General features: G+C 35.7%; 16 protein-coding genes and 1 tRNA gene. 6 read left to right on the top strand and 11 right to left on the bottom strand.

Annotation, left to right across the window (positions count from 1 at the left end; genetic code table 11):
* Positions 1-14: 14 nt before the first annotated feature.
* Positions 15-323, bottom strand: coding sequence for a helix-turn-helix transcriptional regulator (locus CJF12_RS05335; protein WP_034682751.1), 309 nt, complete (start codon positions 321-323; stop codon positions 15-17).
* Between the two features lie 108 nt (positions 324-431).
* Between CJF12_RS05335 and CJF12_RS05330 the strand changes: the two genes are divergently transcribed.
* Positions 432-749, top strand: a complete 318-nt coding sequence (locus CJF12_RS05330) for a hypothetical protein (protein ID WP_034682749.1) — start codon at positions 432-434, stop codon at positions 747-749.
* A gap of 43 nt (positions 750-792) precedes the next feature.
* Here the strand turns inward: CJF12_RS05330 and CJF12_RS05325 are convergent.
* A tRNA-Arg gene (locus CJF12_RS05325) sits at positions 793-864 on the bottom strand.
* Positions 865-1,402: 538 nt separating this feature from the next.
* Here CJF12_RS05325 and CJF12_RS05320 point away from each other — a divergent pair.
* Both CJF12_RS05320 and CJF12_RS05315 read left to right on the top strand, forming a co-directional pair.
* Positions 1,403-2,098 carry a hypothetical protein gene (locus CJF12_RS05320; RefSeq protein WP_051887224.1) on the top strand — a complete coding sequence of 232 codons (696 nt, stop codon included), beginning with the start codon at positions 1,403-1,405 and terminating at the stop codon, positions 2,096-2,098.
* Positions 2,099-2,126: 28 nt separating this feature from the next.
* A complete protein-coding gene (locus CJF12_RS05315) occupies positions 2,127-2,810 on the top strand; it encodes a hypothetical protein (RefSeq protein WP_051887223.1) in 684 nt (227 codons plus the stop codon).
* Between the two features lie 46 nt (positions 2,811-2,856).
* Here the strand turns inward: CJF12_RS05315 and CJF12_RS05310 are convergent, their stop codons facing one another.
* Positions 2,857-3,615 (bottom strand): IS5 family transposase, encoded by a 759-nt coding sequence (locus tag CJF12_RS05310; RefSeq protein ID WP_095591055.1) that lies wholly within the window; start codon positions 3,613-3,615, stop codon positions 2,857-2,859.
* A gap of 40 nt (positions 3,616-3,655) precedes the next feature.
* Here CJF12_RS05310 and CJF12_RS05305 point away from each other — a divergent pair, with 40 nt between their 5' ends.
* Positions 3,656-4,414 (top strand): hypothetical protein, encoded by a 759-nt coding sequence (locus CJF12_RS05305; RefSeq protein ID WP_034686614.1) that lies wholly within the window; start codon positions 3,656-3,658, stop codon positions 4,412-4,414.
* A 129-nt stretch (positions 4,415-4,543) separates the two neighbouring features.
* On the opposite strand, the gene CJF12_RS05300 is transcribed toward CJF12_RS05305, so the two are convergent.
* Positions 4,544-5,767: a S41 family peptidase gene (locus tag CJF12_RS05300; RefSeq protein WP_051887365.1), complete on the bottom strand. Its 1,224-nt coding sequence runs from the start codon at positions 5,765-5,767 to the stop codon at positions 4,544-4,546.
* Between the two features lie 743 nt (positions 5,768-6,510).
* Entirely contained in the window at positions 6,511-9,303 is a 2,793-nt protein-coding gene (gene uvrA / locus CJF12_RS05295) for an excinuclease ABC subunit UvrA (protein ID WP_034686613.1), read from the bottom strand.
* 658 nt (positions 9,304-9,961) lie between these two features.
* Between uvrA and CJF12_RS05290 the strand changes: the two genes are divergently transcribed.
* Positions 9,962-11,773 (top strand): TonB-dependent receptor plug domain-containing protein, encoded by a 1,812-nt coding sequence (locus tag CJF12_RS05290; protein ID WP_034686617.1) that lies wholly within the window; start codon positions 9,962-9,964, stop codon positions 11,771-11,773.
* A gap of 50 nt (positions 11,774-11,823) precedes the next feature.
* A complete protein-coding gene (locus tag CJF12_RS05285; RefSeq protein WP_034686612.1) occupies positions 11,824-12,540 on the top strand; it encodes a DUF2490 domain-containing protein in 717 nt (238 codons plus the stop codon).
* Here CJF12_RS05285 and CJF12_RS05280 read toward each other — a convergent pair.
* From CJF12_RS05280 to CJF12_RS05255, 6 genes are all read right to left on the bottom strand, one after another.
* On the bottom strand, positions 12,537-12,983 hold the full coding sequence (locus CJF12_RS05280; protein WP_034686611.1) for a phosphohydrolase: 447 nt from the start codon (positions 12,981-12,983) through the stop codon (positions 12,537-12,539). The two genes, CJF12_RS05285 and CJF12_RS05280, sit on opposite strands and share 4 nt — an antisense overlap.
* 82 nt (positions 12,984-13,065) lie before the next feature.
* The gene (locus CJF12_RS05275; protein ID WP_034686610.1) at positions 13,066-13,401 is read right to left on the bottom strand and encodes a YegP family protein; all 336 of its coding nucleotides are present in this window, start codon (positions 13,399-13,401) and stop codon (positions 13,066-13,068) included.
* 105 nt (positions 13,402-13,506) lie between these two features.
* On the bottom strand, positions 13,507-15,282 hold the full coding sequence (locus tag CJF12_RS05270) for an acyl-CoA dehydrogenase family protein (RefSeq protein ID WP_034686608.1): 1,776 nt from the start codon (positions 15,280-15,282) through the stop codon (positions 13,507-13,509).
* A gap of 119 nt (positions 15,283-15,401) precedes the next feature.
* A complete protein-coding gene (locus CJF12_RS05265) occupies positions 15,402-16,580 on the bottom strand; it encodes a thiolase family protein (protein ID WP_034686606.1) in 1,179 nt (392 codons plus the stop codon).
* Positions 16,581-16,620: 40 nt separating this feature from the next.
* A complete protein-coding gene (locus tag CJF12_RS05260; RefSeq protein WP_034686605.1) occupies positions 16,621-16,983 on the bottom strand; it encodes a four helix bundle protein in 363 nt (120 codons plus the stop codon).
* A 30-nt stretch (positions 16,984-17,013) separates the two neighbouring features.
* A complete protein-coding gene (locus CJF12_RS05255) occupies positions 17,014-19,419 on the bottom strand; it encodes a 3-hydroxyacyl-CoA dehydrogenase/enoyl-CoA hydratase family protein (protein ID WP_034686604.1) in 2,406 nt (801 codons plus the stop codon).
* Positions 19,420-19,454 lie beyond the last annotated feature (35 nt).

The raw sequence follows: 19,454 nt of genomic DNA, 5'->3' as shown, positions 1-19,454 counted from the left end.
AGCAAAGTATTCTTTTATTTTACCAAATTTTCAATTCTTTCATTTTCTTTTTTTAGAAAGCTAATATATTCCTGTAGGTCTTTTATTATAGATTGATAAAATTTTTCACTTTTTCTATGATCTTGAAAGTTAGTTTCTTCATAGATCTCTGCTACTGGAACTTCTAATAATCTGGCTATTTTTTCCCATTCCTCATGGGTTATTTTTACATCTCCATTTTCTTTTCTACTGTAATTGGAAACATCTGTTGCAATGACGTCAACGATCTGCTGTTGAGTATATCCTTTTTGTGTTCTTAATAAGCGTAGTTTTTCTTTTCTCATACAAAATATGCTTTACCTAAAAATACAGAGTGTCATCGGGTTAACATTACGGATTTCCTCAATTAAAATAAATAGAAAGGTGTACCTTATTAAACCGAAAGTAATGAAATGAAAAAAGTTTACATTGTCTTCTTTGCTATTTTAGTTTTTAGCTGTAATAACAAAATATCACAACCTATAGTTGATTACAGTACGGACTACACAACAAACGATCGTATGTTGTCTATGGCAGCTAGTCTTAATAAACAAAAGCAACAGACTCTTATATTGATAGATAATAAACAATCGGATTTTAATAAACTACAATCCTTGATTGATAAAAAAAGAATAAAGAATCTAGTGATTATAAAAGACAGTACAGAAATACAGAAGCTGAATTATTCTTATGATAAAGTAAAGACGATTATTGTCGCTACAAAAGATTAAACCTCTTATTTTAAATAACCTTAACTTCCTGAATCTTATTTTGTAGCCTCACCAGGGATCGAACCTGGATCTAAAGTTTAGGAAACTTTTGTTCTATCCATTGAACTATGAGGCCATTGTACTTTCAAATGTATTAATATCCTTTTAAAAAGTACGATTTATTTTTTCATAAATAACCTCAATGAGCAAATAATGAATTTTATGTGGTACTTTCACTATATCATTTATGCAATATTGTGATGTGGACCCCACTATCAAAGAATATGCATCAGTTGATCCAGAACAGTTGTTTTTCCGACACCGGGTCCTTCGGTAATGATATAGAAGTTATGGCTTTGATAGATCATCAAAATAAACTATTTATATAAATGATTAAGCAAGTCATACTAAGATTAAAGATAAAAAATCTTATGCATATTAAATTTACTATTGTTGTCTCAATTTTATCTTTAAATACATTGGTCTTTTTCTTGTAAAATATTCTTGTAAACGAGTGATTTATAGTAATATATTATGAAGGGGGAATAATATATTAATTTTGTCTCAATAGTGGGATTTGATTAAAAAAAATAGTAATTTTAAGCGGTTACCTAATTGTAGATAATTAGAATTATGATCTACAATATTTTTTATTAAAAACAAATTCACATCAAATGAGAAAAAAAAATTTCGCCTTTTTGGCCATTACTTGTTATGGCCTAACAATGCATGCGCAAGTTGGCATTCGAACACAAAACCCCCAAAGTACTTTTCATGTAGATGGTAGTGGAAATAATCCGGCAACCGGAGCTCCTTCTGCGGCTAATGCTACGGATGATTTTGTAGTGACTTCGAATGGGAATACCGGGATTGGTATTATTACTCCAGCACAGAAATTAGACATTAATGGAAACGCCAGAATCAGAGGACTTCCTGTAGGAACACCTCCTGGTACCGTAGTGGCTCAACAGGCCGGAGCTAACGGAGGCGTTTTGGGCTATAGTCCGGGGTTTCCGGTAATGGATGTATCGAGTACAGGTGCAGCAGCAGATACCAATTCCGGAGCCATGTTCGTCGTAAAGCGATTTAGTGTGGGTGACTGGCCTTCAGGACAAAATGGGGGTGCTGGTTTTGATACTACGATGGAATCTACCAAGTGGGAAGCTTTTGTATCCAATATTGCATATACTTTTGGTGCAGGAAGTGCTACAACAATTTTTGGAACTGCCGCATCGGGTTATCGTTTAAAAAATGATGGAAGCCGGTGGAGGATTAGCGGAGATATACCGGGAATTAATGAAGTGTCAGTGATTGTTGATGTTCTCTTTATTAAAAAAGGTGTGGTAGCAGCAGACTCACGAACTAATTAGCCCATTGTTTCATTATTAAAAATTTACTATGATTAATACAAAAATACTTTTTTTAAGCTTTTTATTTTTTAATAGCTTTTTTTTCGCACAGAGATTTGGAATACGTACAGAAAATCCTCAAGGAACTTTTCATGTAGACGGAAATGCTGATAACCCAAAAAGTGGAGCACCTTCTGCGGCTCAGGCTAATAATGATTTTATTGTAGCCTCTAATGGACAAATAGGGATAGGTGTTATTCCTGCTACTGAAAAATTAGATGTCAATGGAAACGGAAGAGTAAGAAACTTAGCAGACGGGAGTAATTCTATAACCTTTCCTCAGACGGTAGTTGCCAATGCTAATGGTGTACTGGGAGTATATCAGGGAGCACCGGCCAGGGATGTAACAGCAACTCCTGTACCTACTGTGGATACTAACTCTACAGCGATGTTTGTTATCAGACGTTTTAGTGTAGGGGATAATCCTAATTTTGATACTGGGATGGCTTTTAATGACTGGGAAGCCATGATGTCTAATGTTGCATACACGATTAACACTGCTTCAGGGTCCGGATTTGTACCCAATAGCACTAGGGCTACAGGTTATGTATTATCTAAAGCTACAGGAACAACGTGGCGAATATTTGGTGACATTCCTGGGCCCAATGAAGGTACAAGCTTTGTCGATATTCTGTTTATCAAAAAAAACTATGTTCCTGTTTTAGGAAGGTAACACTAATTTCTTATTTTAAAATATACATATGATACTAAGAGTCTGTTTAAATTTTATTCAGTAATAATTTTATGGCGGATAATTTGACCATGTTTTCAGAGGATTCCATTAAGAGTTCATAATTTCTGCATAATCTTCTATCGTTATCAAACCAAGCAAATGTACGCTCTATAATCCATCGTTTATGAATTGGCTCAAACCCTTTTACTTTTTTGTCACTCCGCATTACGATCTGAATGATATAATTAAACTTAATTCTTATTTCCTCAATAATCTCTCCTCTATAACCTCCGTCCGCCAGGATTACCTGAAGCGGAATTAGTAAATATCGCAGTGTTTTGATCAGTAACAATGCAGCCTTACTGTCATGAACATTGGCTACACTTACCATTACGGCTAACAAAAAACCATTTTTGTCTACCACAACGTGTCTCTTGATTCCTTTTATTTTTTTACCTCCGTCAAAGCCATTGAGTGAACGGTTATTTCCCCAACGAACACTTTGACTGTCAATAATTCCTAAACTTGCCTGCGCTTTCTGACCCCTGTTTCGTCGTACTTCCTCTCTCAATTTTGATAATAATAAATCGAAAATCTCCAGATTTGACCATTTTGAATAATAGTAATAAACCAATTGCCATTTGGGAAAATCATGAGGTAAAAGTCTCCATTGACAGCCTGTTTTTACTAAATAACTGATAGCATTCCAAATGACAACCAAATCATATTTTCGTTTTCTGTCATCAAAATCTAATGCTTTTTTTATAAATTGCCACTGAGTTTGGGTTAAGTCCGTTGGATACATTGATGTTTTTTTCTTTTGCAACTCTAAAATGACAATTTTTATGCAACTTTTAACCCTTACTATTTTTTATTATTACTTTTTTAAACAGGCTCTAAATATAAATAATAAAAAAAAGGTTTTTCTGGCTTTTGTTTTTATAACGAGTTGGAGTGCTGCTCAACAAAATGTGGGAATTCAAACGAAAAACCCACAAGGTACCTTTCACGTGGATGGAAATCGTAATAATCCTTTGACAGGAGCTCCTTCTGCAGCTCAGGCTACAGATGATTTTATTGTATTGTCAAACGGAAATACCGGAGTAGGAACTGTATCTCCTACCCAGAAACTGGACGTGAATGGGAATGTTCAGGTTAGGGCAATGACTTCTACGAATAGTACTACGGCTTTTCCAAGAACATTAACAGCGCAGACAGACGGAACCTTAGGTTATTTTCAGGGTTCTCCTATTGAAAATGTTTCTGTTACAGGAACAACAACCGGAAATACTTCTTCTGCTACTTTTCAGATTATTCGTTTTACAGGAGTATCCAGTACAGCAACGGGGAATGCCAATTTCGACACTGGTATGTCTTCTGCTAACTGGGAAGCTATTATGTCTAATGTAGCCTATGCCATCTCATCTGGAAGCGGACGTGGTTGGGATCCCGGTGCAGCTAACCAAACGGGATACCGCCTTATCAATAGTGGAGGGACATGGAAGGTAATTGGGCGGGTGCCTGGTTATGCTCAGCAGAATACATTTGTTGATATTCTTTTTATCAATAAAAAATTTGTAGCGGCTGATGCCCGAACCAATTAAAAAAATAACATAAATAAAAAAAGTGGAAAATCATTCCACTTTTTTTATTTTATGTCAATTCTTTGGAATTTTAGAAAACTTTGTATAATGAGCAAGGCTGGTTAATTGCTGGTTTTTATATATGCAGTTTTATTCTAAAATCCAATCAGAGGCTTTCTGTATATCAGCATCTGTATTTTTATCAGTTGAAGGAGTAATAAGGACGTCAGGTTGTATCTTTTCCTTATATTCTTTTCCGGTTCTGTCCATTTCATAAGAAGAGGCCAAATAAAGAGACTTACCATCGCTTAATTTAAAATCCTGATTAGCACTGGTGTATCCTGCTGAGGGTTGTCCGAAAGTTTTTGCATTCTTTTTTCCTATAAAAGAAATGGCAGTTGCTTCTCCGCTGCTAGCAGTAGCAGGTCCAATTAAAATGGCTATTTTCTGGTTTGGTTTTTTAAGTGTATAGGGTTGTGGAACGGTTATATTAGTGATCTTTCCCTGTTGATATTTCCAGGGACTTTTGGTTTTCCCATCAACTACGAAGTAACCAAGAATTCCTTCACCTGTCAGAGGTCCCAAACCACCAATCATTGGATGCATATTTCCACCCGAATTTTGTCTCAGATCTATGATCCAACCTTTAATATCATTTTTAGCATCTAATTTTCTGATCATATTCTGTATTTTTTCTGCGAAAGCGACTCCTATCTCTTTATTTAAAGAAGAAAATCCCGGTACCATAATGTATCCGATTTTCTGATCTAATAATTGAGATTCCGGTTCTCTTGCTGTCGGATTACTGCTGTTTTTTTCCTGAGTATTTTCTTTAGATTGAATGAATGAGTGATGATCACCAGCAGTAGCTAAAGTTTTCATGATGTACGAAAGAGCCGGACCAGTATCTTCGATGGTTTCCATATCACCGGAAATTTTTGTAAGATTGGTCTGAAGTATTTTCCAGTCTATTGCATTTCTGAAGATAGATTTTTTCTTTACAATTTCTTTAAACTCATCAATATATTTCAAAGCTGTTTTAGAGGCGGGATTGGATGAAAAAGGAATTTCGGTAATGGTAAAATCATCAAACCATACATTACCGCTTCCGGACAGAAAACCTCCCAGTACAAAATTTTTAGCATCATTATCTACAATAAATTCAAGGGAGTATTTTTTCCAGTCACTGTTGAGCGTTACTTTATGGTTTTGGGTATCTGAGTTTCCAAAATCAATGCTTTTTTTATTCTCATCTTTTACCTGACACCAAAGAGCAATATTTCCCTTTACATTTTCAGACTTAATGTAAGCGCTGATTTCCAATTTCCTTAATCCCTTTCCGGGGATAGGAACCACCTGAGAAAAAGACTGCATGCCATTTGCGGATGATTTACTGGCAATTTGTAAGGAGTTGATTCCGGAATGTCTGATGAGGTTATCTATTTTTGTTTCATAGACTTCACTGGGTCTGTAATTCCAGTTGATAGGAATATTATTTTCGAGTACTTCAAATCCAGGGTTTTGTAATTGTGCATGAACGGAAATTTCGCAAGCTAAAATGAGAATGGTTAGTATTGTTTTTTTAATAAGTCTTATTTGAGTGACTAAAATAAAAAAGATCTTCGAAATAAATTGAAATTAAATTTCAATAATGAAAGAATCCGCTCTTTAGAAGCGGATTCAGTAGATAAAACATCTCATTTTTTTAATTAGACAACAATAAAAAGCACAGCCGACAATGCTGTGCTTAAATTTTTATTTCAAATTTAATTGCAATTTCAAAGCTGAAAAAAGCAAAAAAAGAATTCATTTCAGTTGTATTACATAGTAAATGTAGGAATATTTTTAATACAAAACATGAATTAAATGTTAAAATTCACAAGTTATCCACATTTTTCTGTGGATAACTTTGTTTCGTGCAGAAAATGAGGCTTTTAAAGATTTTTAATCGTTGGAAGTAAGGAAAGGTATTAGATTTTCTACAAAAAACTAAGGGTATTAATTTGTGGTTTAATGTTAAGTTAATCTTCCTATCCTTGAAAGTTTGATATCTCCCTAATAGCTCAATCTGTAATCATTAAAAAAAGAGAGCCAAAATATCGACTCTCTCTTTATATCTAGTTCTCCAGCTTTTCTTTAATATACTTCGCTGTATGAGATTTCTTATTTTTTGCCAGCTCTTCAGGAGTTCCTGTGAAAACAACTTCTCCACCGTGTTTTCCGGCCTCGGGACCAATATCAATGATATAGTCTGCCGATTTGATAATATCCGGCTGATGTTCGATAACAATTACTGAGTGTCCGAGGTCAATCAGTGCCTGCAATGATTTCAATAATTTCTGAATATCATGGAAATGCAGACCTGTTGATGGTTCATCAAAGATAAATAATGTTTTATCCGTGGTAACTCCTTTTACCAGGAATGAAGCTAATTTTACACGCTGTGCTTCTCCTCCTGAAAGAGTAGATGAGCTTTGTCCCAGCTGAAGATATCCTAAACCAACCTCCTGTAAAGGCTTTAGCTTGGTAACAATTTTCTCTTCATGATTTTCTTTGAAAAATTCAATGGATTCATCAACGGTCATATGAAGAATATCCGAGATGTTTTTCTCATCGAATTTTACCTCGAGAATTTCATTCTTAAAACGGGTTCCTTTACATGTTTCACATTCCAGTTCAATATCTGCCATAAACTGCATGGAAACATTAATTACTCCTTCACCCTTACACTCATCACATCTTCCGCCGTCTACGTTGAAAGAAAAGTGTTTAGGTTTGTAGCCCATCATTTTTGATATTTTCTGTTTGGCAAACAAGTCTCTGATATCATCATATGCTTTCAGATAGGTAACCGGGTTAGAACGTGATGATTTCCCAATAGGGTTCTGATCGATAAGTTCAATGTTTTTAATCAGTTTTTTAGGGAATTCTACAGAGTCATAATCACCTTTTTTTCCACCCATTCCTAATTGGATCTGGATATCATTGGTAAGGATTTCCTTCATTAATGTAGACTTTCCACTACCGGAAACACCGGAAATCACAACCAGACTTTCCAGTGGGACATCTACATCAATGTTTTTAAGATTATTCTGCCTTGCTCCTTTGATATGAATCCATTCCTTAGCTTTTCTACGTTTTGCAGGCACCTCAATTTCAAGTCGGCCTGTCAGGTATTTAGAAGTAAGTGTATCGGCATTTTTGAGTTCTTTATAATCTCCGGCGAAAACCAGCTCGCCTCCAAGATAGCCGGCCTCAGGACCAATATCGATGATATAATCTGCTGCCCTCATTACGTCTTCGTCATGCTCAACAACAATGACGGTATTTCCCAGGTCCCGCAGATTTTTTAAGACACTGATTAAATTCTCAGTATCCCTGGAATGTAATCCGATAGAAGGCTCATCCAGAATATAGATAGAACCGACCAATGAACTTCCTAAACTTGTTGCAAGATTAATCCTCTGGCTTTCTCCACCGGAAAGCGTATTAGAAGTCCTGTTTAATGTAAGATATCCTAATCCTACCTTTAATAAAAACTCAAGGCGGGTGGTAATTTCATATAGTAGTCGCTTGGCAACTTCCTTGTCATGCTCGGAAAGCTTTAAACTGTTGATAAGAGGGGAGAGCTCGTCTAAAGGCAGTTCAATCATGGATTGAATATTATGGGAATCTACTTTCACCCAAGTTGTTTCTTCGCGTAAGCGCAAGCCTTCACAGGTCGGACAAAGTGTTTTTCCACGATAGCGGGATAACATTACCCGGTATTGTATTTTGTATAAATTTTCTTCAAGCATTTTGAAGAAATTATTAATAGAAGGAAAGCTGCTACTGCCGTCTCCTTTCCATAAAAAGTTCTTTTGTTCTTTTGTCAGCTGGTGATAAGGCTTATGAATAGGGAAGTCGCCTGCTTTCTTAATAAAGGACTTTTTCCATTCACTCATCGATTCACCTCTCCATGAAACCACTGCATCTTCATAAATGGACAGGGTTTTATTAGGAACCACTAAATCTTCATCAATCCCGATCACTTTTCCATATCCTTCGCAGGTAGGACAAGCGCCATAAGGATTATTAAAGCTGAAGAAATGGACGTTAGGCTCAAGAAACTCCATGCCGTCCAATTCAAATTTATTAGAAAACTCTTTTAGTTTTCCGGTTTCTATATTTTTAAGAGCACAATATCCTCTTCCTTCATAGAAAGCCATTTGAATTGAGTCTGCAAGCCTCTGTAAGAAGCTTTCATCTTCTTCATAAGAAAAGCGGTCAATAACCAGATTGATGACCATTCCTTTTTCAGGAGTAAAACCAAAGCTTTCAAGATCTTCAATTCCAGCCACATTTCCATTGATTTCAAGTCTTGTGAAACCTGCCAGCTTTAAAATATTTAAATTTTCAGTAAAATTATCAATGTCATATTCCAATGGTGCGGTTAAAAGGAAAGACGCTTCTTTTTCAGAAGATTTAATGAAGTCTATCACATCAGAAACAGAATCCTTTTTGACTTCTTCTCCTGAAACAGGAGAATAGGTTCTTCCTATTCTTGCAAAAAGAAGTTTCATATAATCGTAAATCTCCGTAGAAGTTCCTACCGTAGAACGCGGATTCGAAGAGATGACTTTCTGTTGAATAGCAATAGAAGGTGCTAAACCTTTGATGTCATCTACTTTTGGTTTTTCTAATTTACCCAAAAACTGACGTGCATAAGAGCTTAAACTTTCCACGTACCTTCTTTGCCCTTCAGCATAAATGGTATCAAAAGCTAAAGAAGATTTTCCGCTTCCTGACACTCCGGTAATGACAATCAGTTTGTTTTTCGGAATTAAAACATCAATGTGTTTCAGGTTATTCAGGTGTGCGTTTTTAACGAATACCTGTTTTTTTATATCTATTTCTGTAATTGGAGCCATAGTAAAATTAAGACCTACAAAAATACGAATTTTCACCGGATTTTTTTGCTATAAATGCATCCTTTACCATTCAAAAAATCTATTAAACAGACTGTTAATATTTCTGTAATAAATATATAGGCTCAATGTCTTTGGATACAGACGTTTTGGGAAGTCATCAGACTTAAGAGAAAGGCTTATACTCTTCTTTTATCTCTGGTTTTTATTAAACAGTATTCTGTAAACGGTTATTTTCTCTGTGAAGACAGGGGCTATGTTACGCCTGAAAGTTAAACGTTATAAGCTAAATAGTTTGATTAGTTGTATTATTTTCTTGTTTTTCGTTTGTTTTATGATTTTAGTTAGTTTTTTTAACTTTTCTATTGTTTCGTATTTTTAAATTATCTAAAATTGTATTCATAAATATGTAATATAGAAATGATAAAGTTATTCAGAGATCTTGTTACACATTTAATGAGAAAAAGATAGTGATTACTTCCCACACAAGATGCAGCAGATGTTGCATCTTTTTTTGTGACCATACATCAACAAAACAGCAGATGTAAAAAAACTATTGGATCAGTCTTTAAAACTTTTGTATTATGATAAGAATCATTTGTGAGTGTTATCTAAGTCTTCTATTTTTGAAAATCTTAAAAAAATCTTAAAAATTAGAGATATGATGAAAAAGCTGGGAGTCGTATTTTTTTTGGGAATTGTCGCATTGGCAGAAGCTCAGGAAAAAACAGCTGATATTGAAACGATAGAATTTCAGGGTAAGTTTATTGCTACTCCTTATAAAAATGCCAATCAGAATATCACGGTAATTTCTAAAGAAGATATTATTAAATCTCCTGCAAAAAGTATTGATGAAATTCTTCAACAGGTTCCCGGAATGGATATCAGAAGGAGAGGAGCTAATGGGGTACAAAGTGATATTACTTTTCGGGGAAGCTCATTTGAGCAGGTTTTGCTTCTTTTAAACGGAATCAGAATGAATGATTCCCAAACCGGACACAATTCATTAAATGTTCCGGTAGATCTGGAAGATGTGGAACGAATTGAAATAATCAAAGGTCCGGCTGCCAGAAGATTTGGGCAGAATGCCTATGCAGGGGTGATCAATATTATTACCAAAACGAATCCTGGAAAGAGAGTTAAAATAAGTGCTGAAGGCGGTGATTTCGAGACCTATGGCTTTGGATTCAATGCTCAGTTGGGAAATGAGAAGTTTTCCAACTCACTACAAGCCAACTCAGCAACCTCTCAGGGGTATATGCATAATACGGATTATGAAATAAGAAATGTTTTTTATCAGAATAAATTAAGTATAAAGGATGGAGACATCAGGCTACAAGCCGGTTTTTCGGAAAAAAAGTTTGGAGCCAACGGATTTTATGCTTCTAAAAATGCTACAGAACAATATGAAGAACTTCAGGCTTCTATTGTCAGCATAGCCCATCAGCAGACATTCGGAAAATTGAGACTGAATTCTAATGTGTACTGGAGAAGAGGGCAGGATATGTATTTGTATGATAGACAGAGACCCGAAATATACAGAAATATGCATATCGGGAATAATGTGGGTGGAGAAGTAAACTCAAGCTATTCATGGGGATTGGGTACCACCGGAGTAGGTGTGGAGTTAAGAAAAGAGCTTCTGGCCAGTAATAATCTTGGTAGCCGAAACCGTTTTGTTTCGCAGGTCTTTTTAGAGCATCATTTTTCATTACTGGAGAAAAAGCTGAACATTACTCCTGGAGTCTCATGGGCTAATTATTCTAAAGAAGGGAACTTCTTTTATCCTGGTTTAGATGTTGGGTATAATTTTAATGCCAATAACAAGGTTTACGGAAACATCGCAAGAGTACACAGGGTACCTACTTTTACCGATCTTTATTACGTAAGTAAAACAGAGCAAGGGAACCCGGATCTGATTCCTGAGAATGCTATTTCTACAGAAATCGGATATCAATATCAGAATAAAGGATTGTTGGCTAAAATCAGCGGGTTTATGAGAAACTCACGGAACTCTATAGATTGGGTTAAAAAAACGTTGGATGATCCCATCTGGTATGCCCAGAATGTTGGAGAAATTGACACCAAAGGAATAGAATTAGAGCTCAATCACCGGGTTTTAAGCTGGTTAAAATACTCTGCAGGATATACCTATCTGGATACTCAGTTTAAAAAGCCCAATGATTTGGTTTCAAGATATGTTTTGGATAATCTGAAACATCAGTTTATTGCAAAACTGGAAACCCGTTTTCTGAAATATTTTACCAATGAACTGGTTTACCGGTACAATGACAGGGTGAATTTAGGAAGCTATAATTTGCTGGACGAAAAATTAAGTTTTGTTAAAAATGATTTCTCAGTGTATGTGTTAGTTAACAATGTGACCAATACCCATTACACAGAGACGTTTGGAGTTCAGATGCCTAACAGATGGTTTCATATTGGATTCTCTTACAATATTAATATTAAGTAAACTTAATATAACGGGATAGTTAATAAATTTTATTTTTGCAAAAATTTTTTATGAAACTTTTTTTAGGTTTGAGTCTACTTTTTAGCATCACTTTTTTTAAAGCGCAAGAGAATATCTCCAGCTTCAATGCTTTGACTATCACCTATAAATTTCATCCAAAATTTTTCCTTTACGGAGAAGGCCAGTCGAGGGGTATTGAAGATTATACTTATCCTGATTATTATGAAATAAAAGGAGGACTTGGCTACTATCTTACAAAAAATCACAAACCCTTTATTGGTCTCGGAAGATATGTTACCTATAAAAACCGTGATATGAACAAAGAAGAATTCAGGGTTTGGTTACAAGATATTATTGATTTAAAAAAAGGAATTGTAAAATTTGAAAATCGTCTCCGCGCAGAAAAGAGTTGGTTTTACGAGCCCAATACAGGAAAAAGCTCCGAAAGGATGCGTTATCGTTATCGTCTGAACATTACAGTTCCTTTGAATGACAAATCCTTGAAACCAGGAACCGTTTTTGCGAACGTATACGATGAAATATTCCTGGTAAGTCCTATGAAGCCTACTTTTGCCAGAAACAGGGTTTATGGGGGATTAGGATATCAAGTTGATGAATTTTTCGGGATTGCCGGAGGTTATCTTTGGCAAAGAGAGTTTGATGCTTCAGGAAACAAAAATGTTCATTTTGTTTATTTAGCGCTAAACATCAATATCGACGGTACTGATCATCATACGAAAACCTATCATTTCCCGGGAGCTGATTAATATTTATCAATCAGGTATCGGTATGCTTTAAGGTATTTATTAAACCTTTTAATGTCTTTAGGAGTAAGCTCTCTGTTTACTCTTCTTAAATCCATATTATCGCGGAGATCGTTAAGCTTTACGGCTACAGCTAGAGGAGATCTTTCTGTTCTTTTGACGAAGTCATCATACTCTTCTTCTGGATCGAATTTTGTGAGACAGCTTATCGCAAAAAGGATATATTCAGGGAATCCTTCATTTCGTAGATAGTCCAGACTAAATTCAGAAGGATGATCTTCCACAACATCATGCAATACTCCAACAATTTTTTCGTCCATAGTCTTACCATATTCCATGACACGCATGACATGTGCAATATAAGGAGCATGGTATTTATCTGTTTGGCCTTTATGTGCCTTATCGGCAATTTTTATGGCTCTATGCAAAAGTTCTTCTTTAGTCATTTTTTTCTTCGAAAGATAGAGTACAAAAATAGAAAATGCCTTAAATAAATAAGACATTTTCTATAGATTATTTTATATAATTTTATGCTGCTGTTTCGTCTTCCACAGAGGCTCCTGGAGCATTGTTTTTTACAGATTCTATTCCGTTTTCCATACCATTTTCAGATTCATACATCTGGCTGGTACCGATAATCTGCCCGTTTGCTGCCTTAAGGTTAAAGTAAGCCCTTCCATCGGCAGCGGTTTTTCTTTCGAATTTAGAATCATCTTTAGCGTTGGTTTTAACAGAATCGATGCCATTTTCACATCCGGATTTAGAACTGTAACCCTGGCTTGTTAAAATTACCTGGCCGTTTCCTGCTTTCAGGTTAAACTGATAATCTCCGTTTGTTCTTTTTGAGATAATAAATTTTCCCATAGTTGTAATGTTTTTTGATTTCTTTAAAATTATAAAAAAAATTATAAATAAAAAACGCCTCACAGAGTGAGACGTCTTTTGAAAATCAAATTTATATATAAAAGACTAATAAGCTCCTTTTTCAATATAGTGTGCCGCCACTTTTTCAGTTAAGGCTACTACATTCGGATGGTTGGTATATTTTGTAAACCTTCTTAATCCGGAAAGCATCATTCTTTGTTCATCTCCTTCAGCGAAAGAAATAATTCCTTCTTTAGCTGCTACGATGATTTTTTCAACGGCTTTGTAAAGATTTAATTGAGCCATAGCTGCTTCTACAGAATCAGGAGAGAAATGTTTTTCTGCTCTTAAAATGGCAGATTCTGCCATATAGATCTGGTTAAGGATTTCAGAAGCATTTAACAACAGGTGTTGTTGCTTTTCGATATCCATCATATATTTTTGAAGAGCAGCTCCTGAAACCATTAAAAATACTTTTTTAAGGTTAGCAATGATTGCTTTCTCTTCACTCATGAATGCAGAATAGTCAGGCACATCGAATGAAGGGATACCCATCAATTCTTTGCTGATAGCCATAGCAGGAGATAATAAATCTAATTCTCCTTTCATAGCTCTCTTGATTAGCATTCCTACTGCCAATAATCTGTTGATTTCATTAGTTCCTTCATAGATTCTTGAAATCCTTGAATCTCTCCATGCAGCTTCCATTGGAGTTTCTTCAGAGAATCCCATACCTCCGTATACCTGAATTCCTTCATCAGCAGTGTGCTGAGCAAGGTCAGAAACGAAAACTTTAAGAATTGAACATTCAACAGCGAACTCTTCAACACCTTTTAATTCAGCAGCCTGGTGATCCATTCCTCCTGCAACCAATTCATCAATTTTGTCCTGAACATCTTTTGCAGCTCTGTAAGAACCAGCTTCACTTACAAAAACTCCGGTTGCCATTTCAGCAATTTTCTTTCTGATCGCTCCAAAAGTAGAGATAGAAACACCGAACTGTTTTCTTTCGTTAGAATACTGGATAGAGTGGTTTAAAATTCTTCTTTGGGCATCTAAACAAGCAGCAGCCAATTTAATACGACCAACATTTAATGCATTTAATGCGATTTTAAAACCATTGTTTCTTTCTCCTAAAAGGTTCTCAACAGGGATTTTCATATCGTTGAAGAATACCTGACGAGTAGAAGATGCACGGATTCCCAATTTATGTTCCTCTTCACCGAAAGTAAGACTTTCAGGGTTTTCAAGCTCAGAACGGTTGATCACAAAACCGGTAATATTTTTATCATCATCAATTTTGGCAAATAATGTAAAAGTATCAGCAAATCCTGCATTAGAAATCCACATTTTTTGTCCGTTGATGATATAATGTTTTCCATCTTCCGAAAGCTTAGCTCTTGTTTTTCCTGAGTTGGCATCAGATCCTGCATCAGGTTCTGTTAAACAATAAGCTCCGAACTTTGTTCCGGTAGCTAAATCCGGAAGATATTTTTTCTTTTGTTCTTCAGTACCATAAAGAACGATTGGTAATGTTCCAATTCCTGTATGTGCTCCATAAGCTGTTGCCAATGAACCTGTAACTCCTGAAATATAATCGCAAGCCAACATCGTTGTTACGAATCCCATTCCAAGACCTCCGTATTCTTCAGGAACAGCAATTCCCAACATACCCATGTCTCCAAGTTTACGCATGGTTTCCTCGGTAAGTGCATAGTCTTTCTTTTCGAAACGTTCTTTTTGCGGAACTACTTCTCTATCAATAAATTCTTTAGCAGAATCACGAAGCATTTTTTGTTCCTCATTCAGTTCTTCAATACTGAAAATTTCATTTGCCGGAATTTCCTTGATCAGGAATTCTCCGCCTTTTAATGTAGCCATTATATTTTTGTTTTATTTTAAAGATTGATTTTTTGTACTGAAGTATTCACGTAAAATGTATTGATGATTCTTAAACTTTGGATCATGAATACATTTTACATAAATACATGAATACATTTTTAAAGTAGTTCAAAGATACTCGCCGCTCCTTGTCCTGTTCCTACGCACATGGAAACCATACCATATTTGCTTCCGCGTTTTCTCATTTCATCGAGTAGCTGAACCGTTAATTTTGTTCCAGTACATCCAAGAGGGTGACCTAATGCAATTGCACCTCCATTAACATTCAAAATATCAGGATTTAATCCTAATTCTTTTTTGATAGCAACAGATTGAGAAGCAAATGCTTCATTTAATTCAATTAAGTCGATATCTTTTAATTCTAGGCCAGCTTGCTTTAAAGCCTTTGGAATAGCATAAATAGGCCCCATTCCCATAATTCTTGGCTCTAAACCTGCAGCTGCATAAGCTACCAGTCTTGCTTCAGGTTCCAATCCTAATTCTTTAACCATATCTTCGCTCATAACGATTACGAAAGCAGCTCCGTCACTCATTTGAGATGAATTTCCAGCTGTTACACTTCCTCCGTTAGCGAATACAGGTCTTAGCTTAGCTAAACCTTCTAAAGAAGTATCTTTTCTTGGGCCTTCATCTACAGAAAAATCAAATTTCTTAGTCTGCATTTTTTGATTTTCGTCCAGGAAATTGTATTCTACAGGAAGAGATACGATTTGATTCGCGAATTTTCCTTCAGCATTAGCTTTTAAAGCTTTCTGGTGAGATTCAAAAGCAAATTGATCCTGCTCTTCTCTGGTGATATTATATTGTTTGGCAACTTCCTCTGCAGTATAACCCATTCCCCAATAATAGTCAGGGTTTGTTTTAGCGATATCTGTTTCAGGAACCGGCTTATAACCTCCCATAGGAATATAAGACATAGATTCTGTTCCCCCTGCGATGATACAGTCTGCCATTCCAGCCTGAATTTTTGCTGATGCGATGGCAATAGCCTCACTTCCTGACGCACAATATCTGTTAACGGTAACTCCAGGAACCTTATCTGTATTCAATCCCATTAAAGAGATTAAACGCGCTACGTTTAAGCCTTGTTCAGCTTCCGGCATAGCATTACCTACAATCAGGTCATCAATTCTGTCTTTATCTAATTGTGGAACTGCAGCCATTAATTTTTCAATAACTGTAGCCGCCATCACATCGGGTCTTGTAAATCTTAAACTTCCTTTTGGAGCTTTTCCAACGGCCGTTCTGAAACCCTTTACTATATATGCTTGTTTCATTTTTTGTAGAAATTAGAATTTAGAGGTTAGAAGTTAGACTCTAACCGTTTGTTAAATTGGTTTTAAACTTGTAAATCATCTTCTGAATTTCATTTAGATTATTGAGTATAGGTACAATTTCATTTTCATTCTTAAAATTTAAATCAGTTAGTAAGATTAATTGAGTTTCGAGCTCATATGTAGAACCTGATGCAATACCTAAAAACTGATTAAATTCCTTTACATTATTTCTTCCTGCACCCTCAGCGATATTAGAAGGAATCGATACAGCACATCTTCTTATTTGAGAGATTAATCCATACTTTTCGTCTGAAGGTAAGTCTTCTGTCAAGAGATATACTTCCTTTACTAAAGTCATTGATTTTTTCCAAATAAGCAAATCATGTAATTTGTGTGCTCTCATCTCTAACTTCTAACATCTAAAATCTAAAGTCTAATTCCTAAGTGGCTTTCCTTTCTGTAACATGTACTGAATTCTTTCCAGAGTTTTTCTTTCTCCACATAGTTGAAGGAAGGTTTCTCTTTCAAGGTTCAGTAGATACTGTTCAGTAACTACAGTTGGTTCGGAAAGATTTCCTCCAACCATTACATTGGCTAATTTATCTGCAATTTTCTTGTCGTGTTCAGAAATAAAGTTTCCAGTCAGCATTTGATCGGTTCCTACATAGAACATTCCTAATGCGTCTTTTCCAAGAACTTTTACTTTTTGCTCAATAGGTTGAGTATAGCCTTGCTCTGCCATTAATTTGGCAATCTTTTTAGCTTCTGCAATTTGTCTGTTTTTGTTTATACAAACAATGTCTTTTCCTTTTTCAAGGATACCCATGTCATAAGCTTCATAAGCAGATGTAGCTACTTTACCCATGGCAATATTCATGAAAGCCTCACGAAGTCTGTTATTTTTAACATCATCAGCATGGAACTCTCTGGATGTTCTCAGGGTAAGCTCTTTAGTACCACCACCACCAGGAATTACTCCAACTCCGGTTTCAACTAGTCCAATATAAGTTTCAGCTGCAGCAACAACTCTGTCAGCATGCATAGTCATTTCGCAACCACCTCCAAGAGTCATTCCGTGTGGAGCAACAACAACAGGAATAGCAGAATAACGAACTCTCATCATTGATTTCTGGAAGTAAGCAATAGCCATATTCAAATCATCCCAATCTTGCTCAATTGCCATCATTAAGATCATGGCTAAATTAGCTCCTACAGAGAAGTTGGTACCTTGATTTCCTATTACTAATCCGTCATATTCTTTTTCGGCTAAATCAATAGCTCTGTTTAATCCGTCAAGAACTTCTCCTCCAAGAGAATTCATTTTAGAGCGGATCTCAAAGTTGATGATTCCGTCACCTAAATCTTCAATAGCAGCTCCGGAATTGCTCCAAAGTGTTTTATTCTTTCTGATATTATCTAAAATGATGAAAGCATCCTGACCTGGGATATTATTATAGTCTCCCGAGTTTTTATCGTAATAAATGCTTTGTCCTTCATCATTGACTTTATAGAAGGTTTCTCCTTTTTCTGCTAAAGCTTTTACCCAATCAGAAACTTCGTAACCGGCATCTTTAGCCAATTCAATACCTTTTTGAATTCCTACAGCATCCCAGATTTCAAAAGGTCCGTTTTCCCATCCGAAACCGGCTCTCATTGCATCGTCAATTTTGTAGATGTCATCAGAGATTTCAGGAACTTTATGAGAAACATAAGCGAATAATGCACCTAAAGATTTTCTATACAATTCTCCTGCTTTATCCTTTCCTCCGATCAATACTTTGAAACGGTCGATAGGCTTATCAATGCTTTTAGTTAATTCTAGCGTAGGGAAAGATGATTTTCCTTGAAGTTCATATTCAAGAGTATCAAGGTTTAGCCCGTGAATTTCAGATTTTCCATCTGCACCTTTCACTTTTTTATAGAACCCTTGTTGTGTTTTAGATCCTAGCCACTTGTTATCCATCATTTTCTGGATATACTCAGGAAGCGCAAAGACATCATTGAAGTCATTAGCTTCAGAACCGCTTTGGCGAACTCCGTTAGCTACCATTACCAATGTATCAAGACCTACGACATCAGCTGTTCTGAATGTTGCAGATTTCGGACGTCCGATTACAGGACCTGTTAACTTATCCACATCAGAAACATTCAATCCAAGCTTCTGAACATTATGAAGAAGATCCATCATAGAGAAAACCCCGATTCTGTTGGCAATAAATGCAGGAGTATCTTTTGCCAAAACAGTTGTTTTGCCTAAGAATTTAGCTCCGTAATTCATATAGAAATCTATGATCTCAGGATCAGTATCGTTGGTAGGAATAATCTCTAAAAGAGGAAGGTATCGTACAGGATTAAAGAAGTGGGTACCAGCAAAATATTTTTTGAAATCATCACTTCGTCCTTCCGTTAAGAAATGAATAGGAATTCCTGATGTATTGGATGAAATTAATGTACCTGGTTTTCTGAACTGTTCTATTTTTTCATACACAGATTTTTTGATGTCAAGTCTTTCAACAACAACCTCAATAATCCAGTCTGTATTTTTTATTTTCTCTAAATCATCATCAAAATTTCCTACTTTAATTCTATCCGCAAATTTTGGGGTATAGAGTAGAGCAGGACTTGCTTTTTTCAGTTTTTCAAAGTTTTCAGCAGCAATTCTGTTTCTTACTGCTTTATCATCTTTGGTCAAACCTTTTTTTTGTTCAGCTTCAGTCAATTCAAAAGGAACAATATCCAACAGCAAAACTTCCACACCAATATTGGCAAAGTGAGCTGCGATACCGCTTCCCATGATTCCTGAACCAAGAACCGTTACGTGTTTGATTCTTCTTTTCATCTGTAAACTATTTATTATTTATTTTTATTTTGTCA

Source organism: Chryseobacterium piperi, from assembly GCF_002285635.2.
Classification (GTDB): domain Bacteria; phylum Bacteroidota; class Bacteroidia; order Flavobacteriales; family Weeksellaceae; genus Chryseobacterium; species Chryseobacterium piperi.
This window is presented reverse-complemented; position numbering and strand designations above follow the sequence as displayed.

Bases quoted from the DNA above. Each gene is read 5' to 3' on its own strand.
- CJF12_RS05335 (WP_034682751.1), bottom strand. From the start codon at position 323: ATGAGAAAAGAAAAACTACGCTTATTAAGAACACAAAAAGGATATACT.
- CJF12_RS05330 (WP_034682749.1), top strand. From the start codon at position 432: ATGAAAAAAGTTTACATTGTCTTCTTTGCTATTTTAGTTTTTAGCTGT.
- CJF12_RS05320 (WP_051887224.1), top strand. From the start codon at position 1,403: ATGAGAAAAAAAAATTTCGCCTTTTTGGCCATTACTTGTTATGGCCTA.
- CJF12_RS05315 (WP_051887223.1), top strand. From the start codon at position 2,127: ATGATTAATACAAAAATACTTTTTTTAAGCTTTTTATTTTTTAATAGC.
- CJF12_RS05310 (WP_095591055.1), bottom strand. From the start codon at position 3,615: ATGTATCCAACGGACTTAACCCAAACTCAGTGGCAATTTATAAAAAAA.
- CJF12_RS05305 (WP_034686614.1), top strand. From the start codon at position 3,656: ATGCAACTTTTAACCCTTACTATTTTTTATTATTACTTTTTTAAACAG.
- CJF12_RS05300 (WP_051887365.1), bottom strand. From the start codon at position 5,767: ATGCAGTCTTTTTCTCAGGTGGTTCCTATCCCCGGAAAGGGATTAAGG.
- uvrA (WP_034686613.1), bottom strand. From the start codon at position 9,303: ATGGCTCCAATTACAGAAATAGATATAAAAAAACAGGTATTCGTTAAA.
- CJF12_RS05290 (WP_034686617.1), top strand. From the start codon at position 9,962: ATGATGAAAAAGCTGGGAGTCGTATTTTTTTTGGGAATTGTCGCATTG.
- CJF12_RS05285 (WP_034686612.1), top strand. From the start codon at position 11,824: ATGAAACTTTTTTTAGGTTTGAGTCTACTTTTTAGCATCACTTTTTTT.
- CJF12_RS05280 (WP_034686611.1), bottom strand. From the start codon at position 12,983: ATGACTAAAGAAGAACTTTTGCATAGAGCCATAAAAATTGCCGATAAG.
- CJF12_RS05275 (WP_034686610.1), bottom strand. From the start codon at position 13,401: ATGGGAAAATTTATTATCTCAAAAAGAACAAACGGAGATTATCAGTTT.
- CJF12_RS05270 (WP_034686608.1), bottom strand. From the start codon at position 15,282: ATGGCTACATTAAAAGGCGGAGAATTCCTGATCAAGGAAATTCCGGCA.
- CJF12_RS05265 (WP_034686606.1), bottom strand. From the start codon at position 16,580: ATGAAACAAGCATATATAGTAAAGGGTTTCAGAACGGCCGTTGGAAAA.
- CJF12_RS05260 (WP_034686605.1), bottom strand. From the start codon at position 16,983: ATGAGAGCACACAAATTACATGATTTGCTTATTTGGAAAAAATCAATG.
- CJF12_RS05255 (WP_034686604.1), bottom strand. From the start codon at position 19,419: ATGAAAAGAAGAATCAAACACGTAACGGTTCTTGGTTCAGGAATCATG.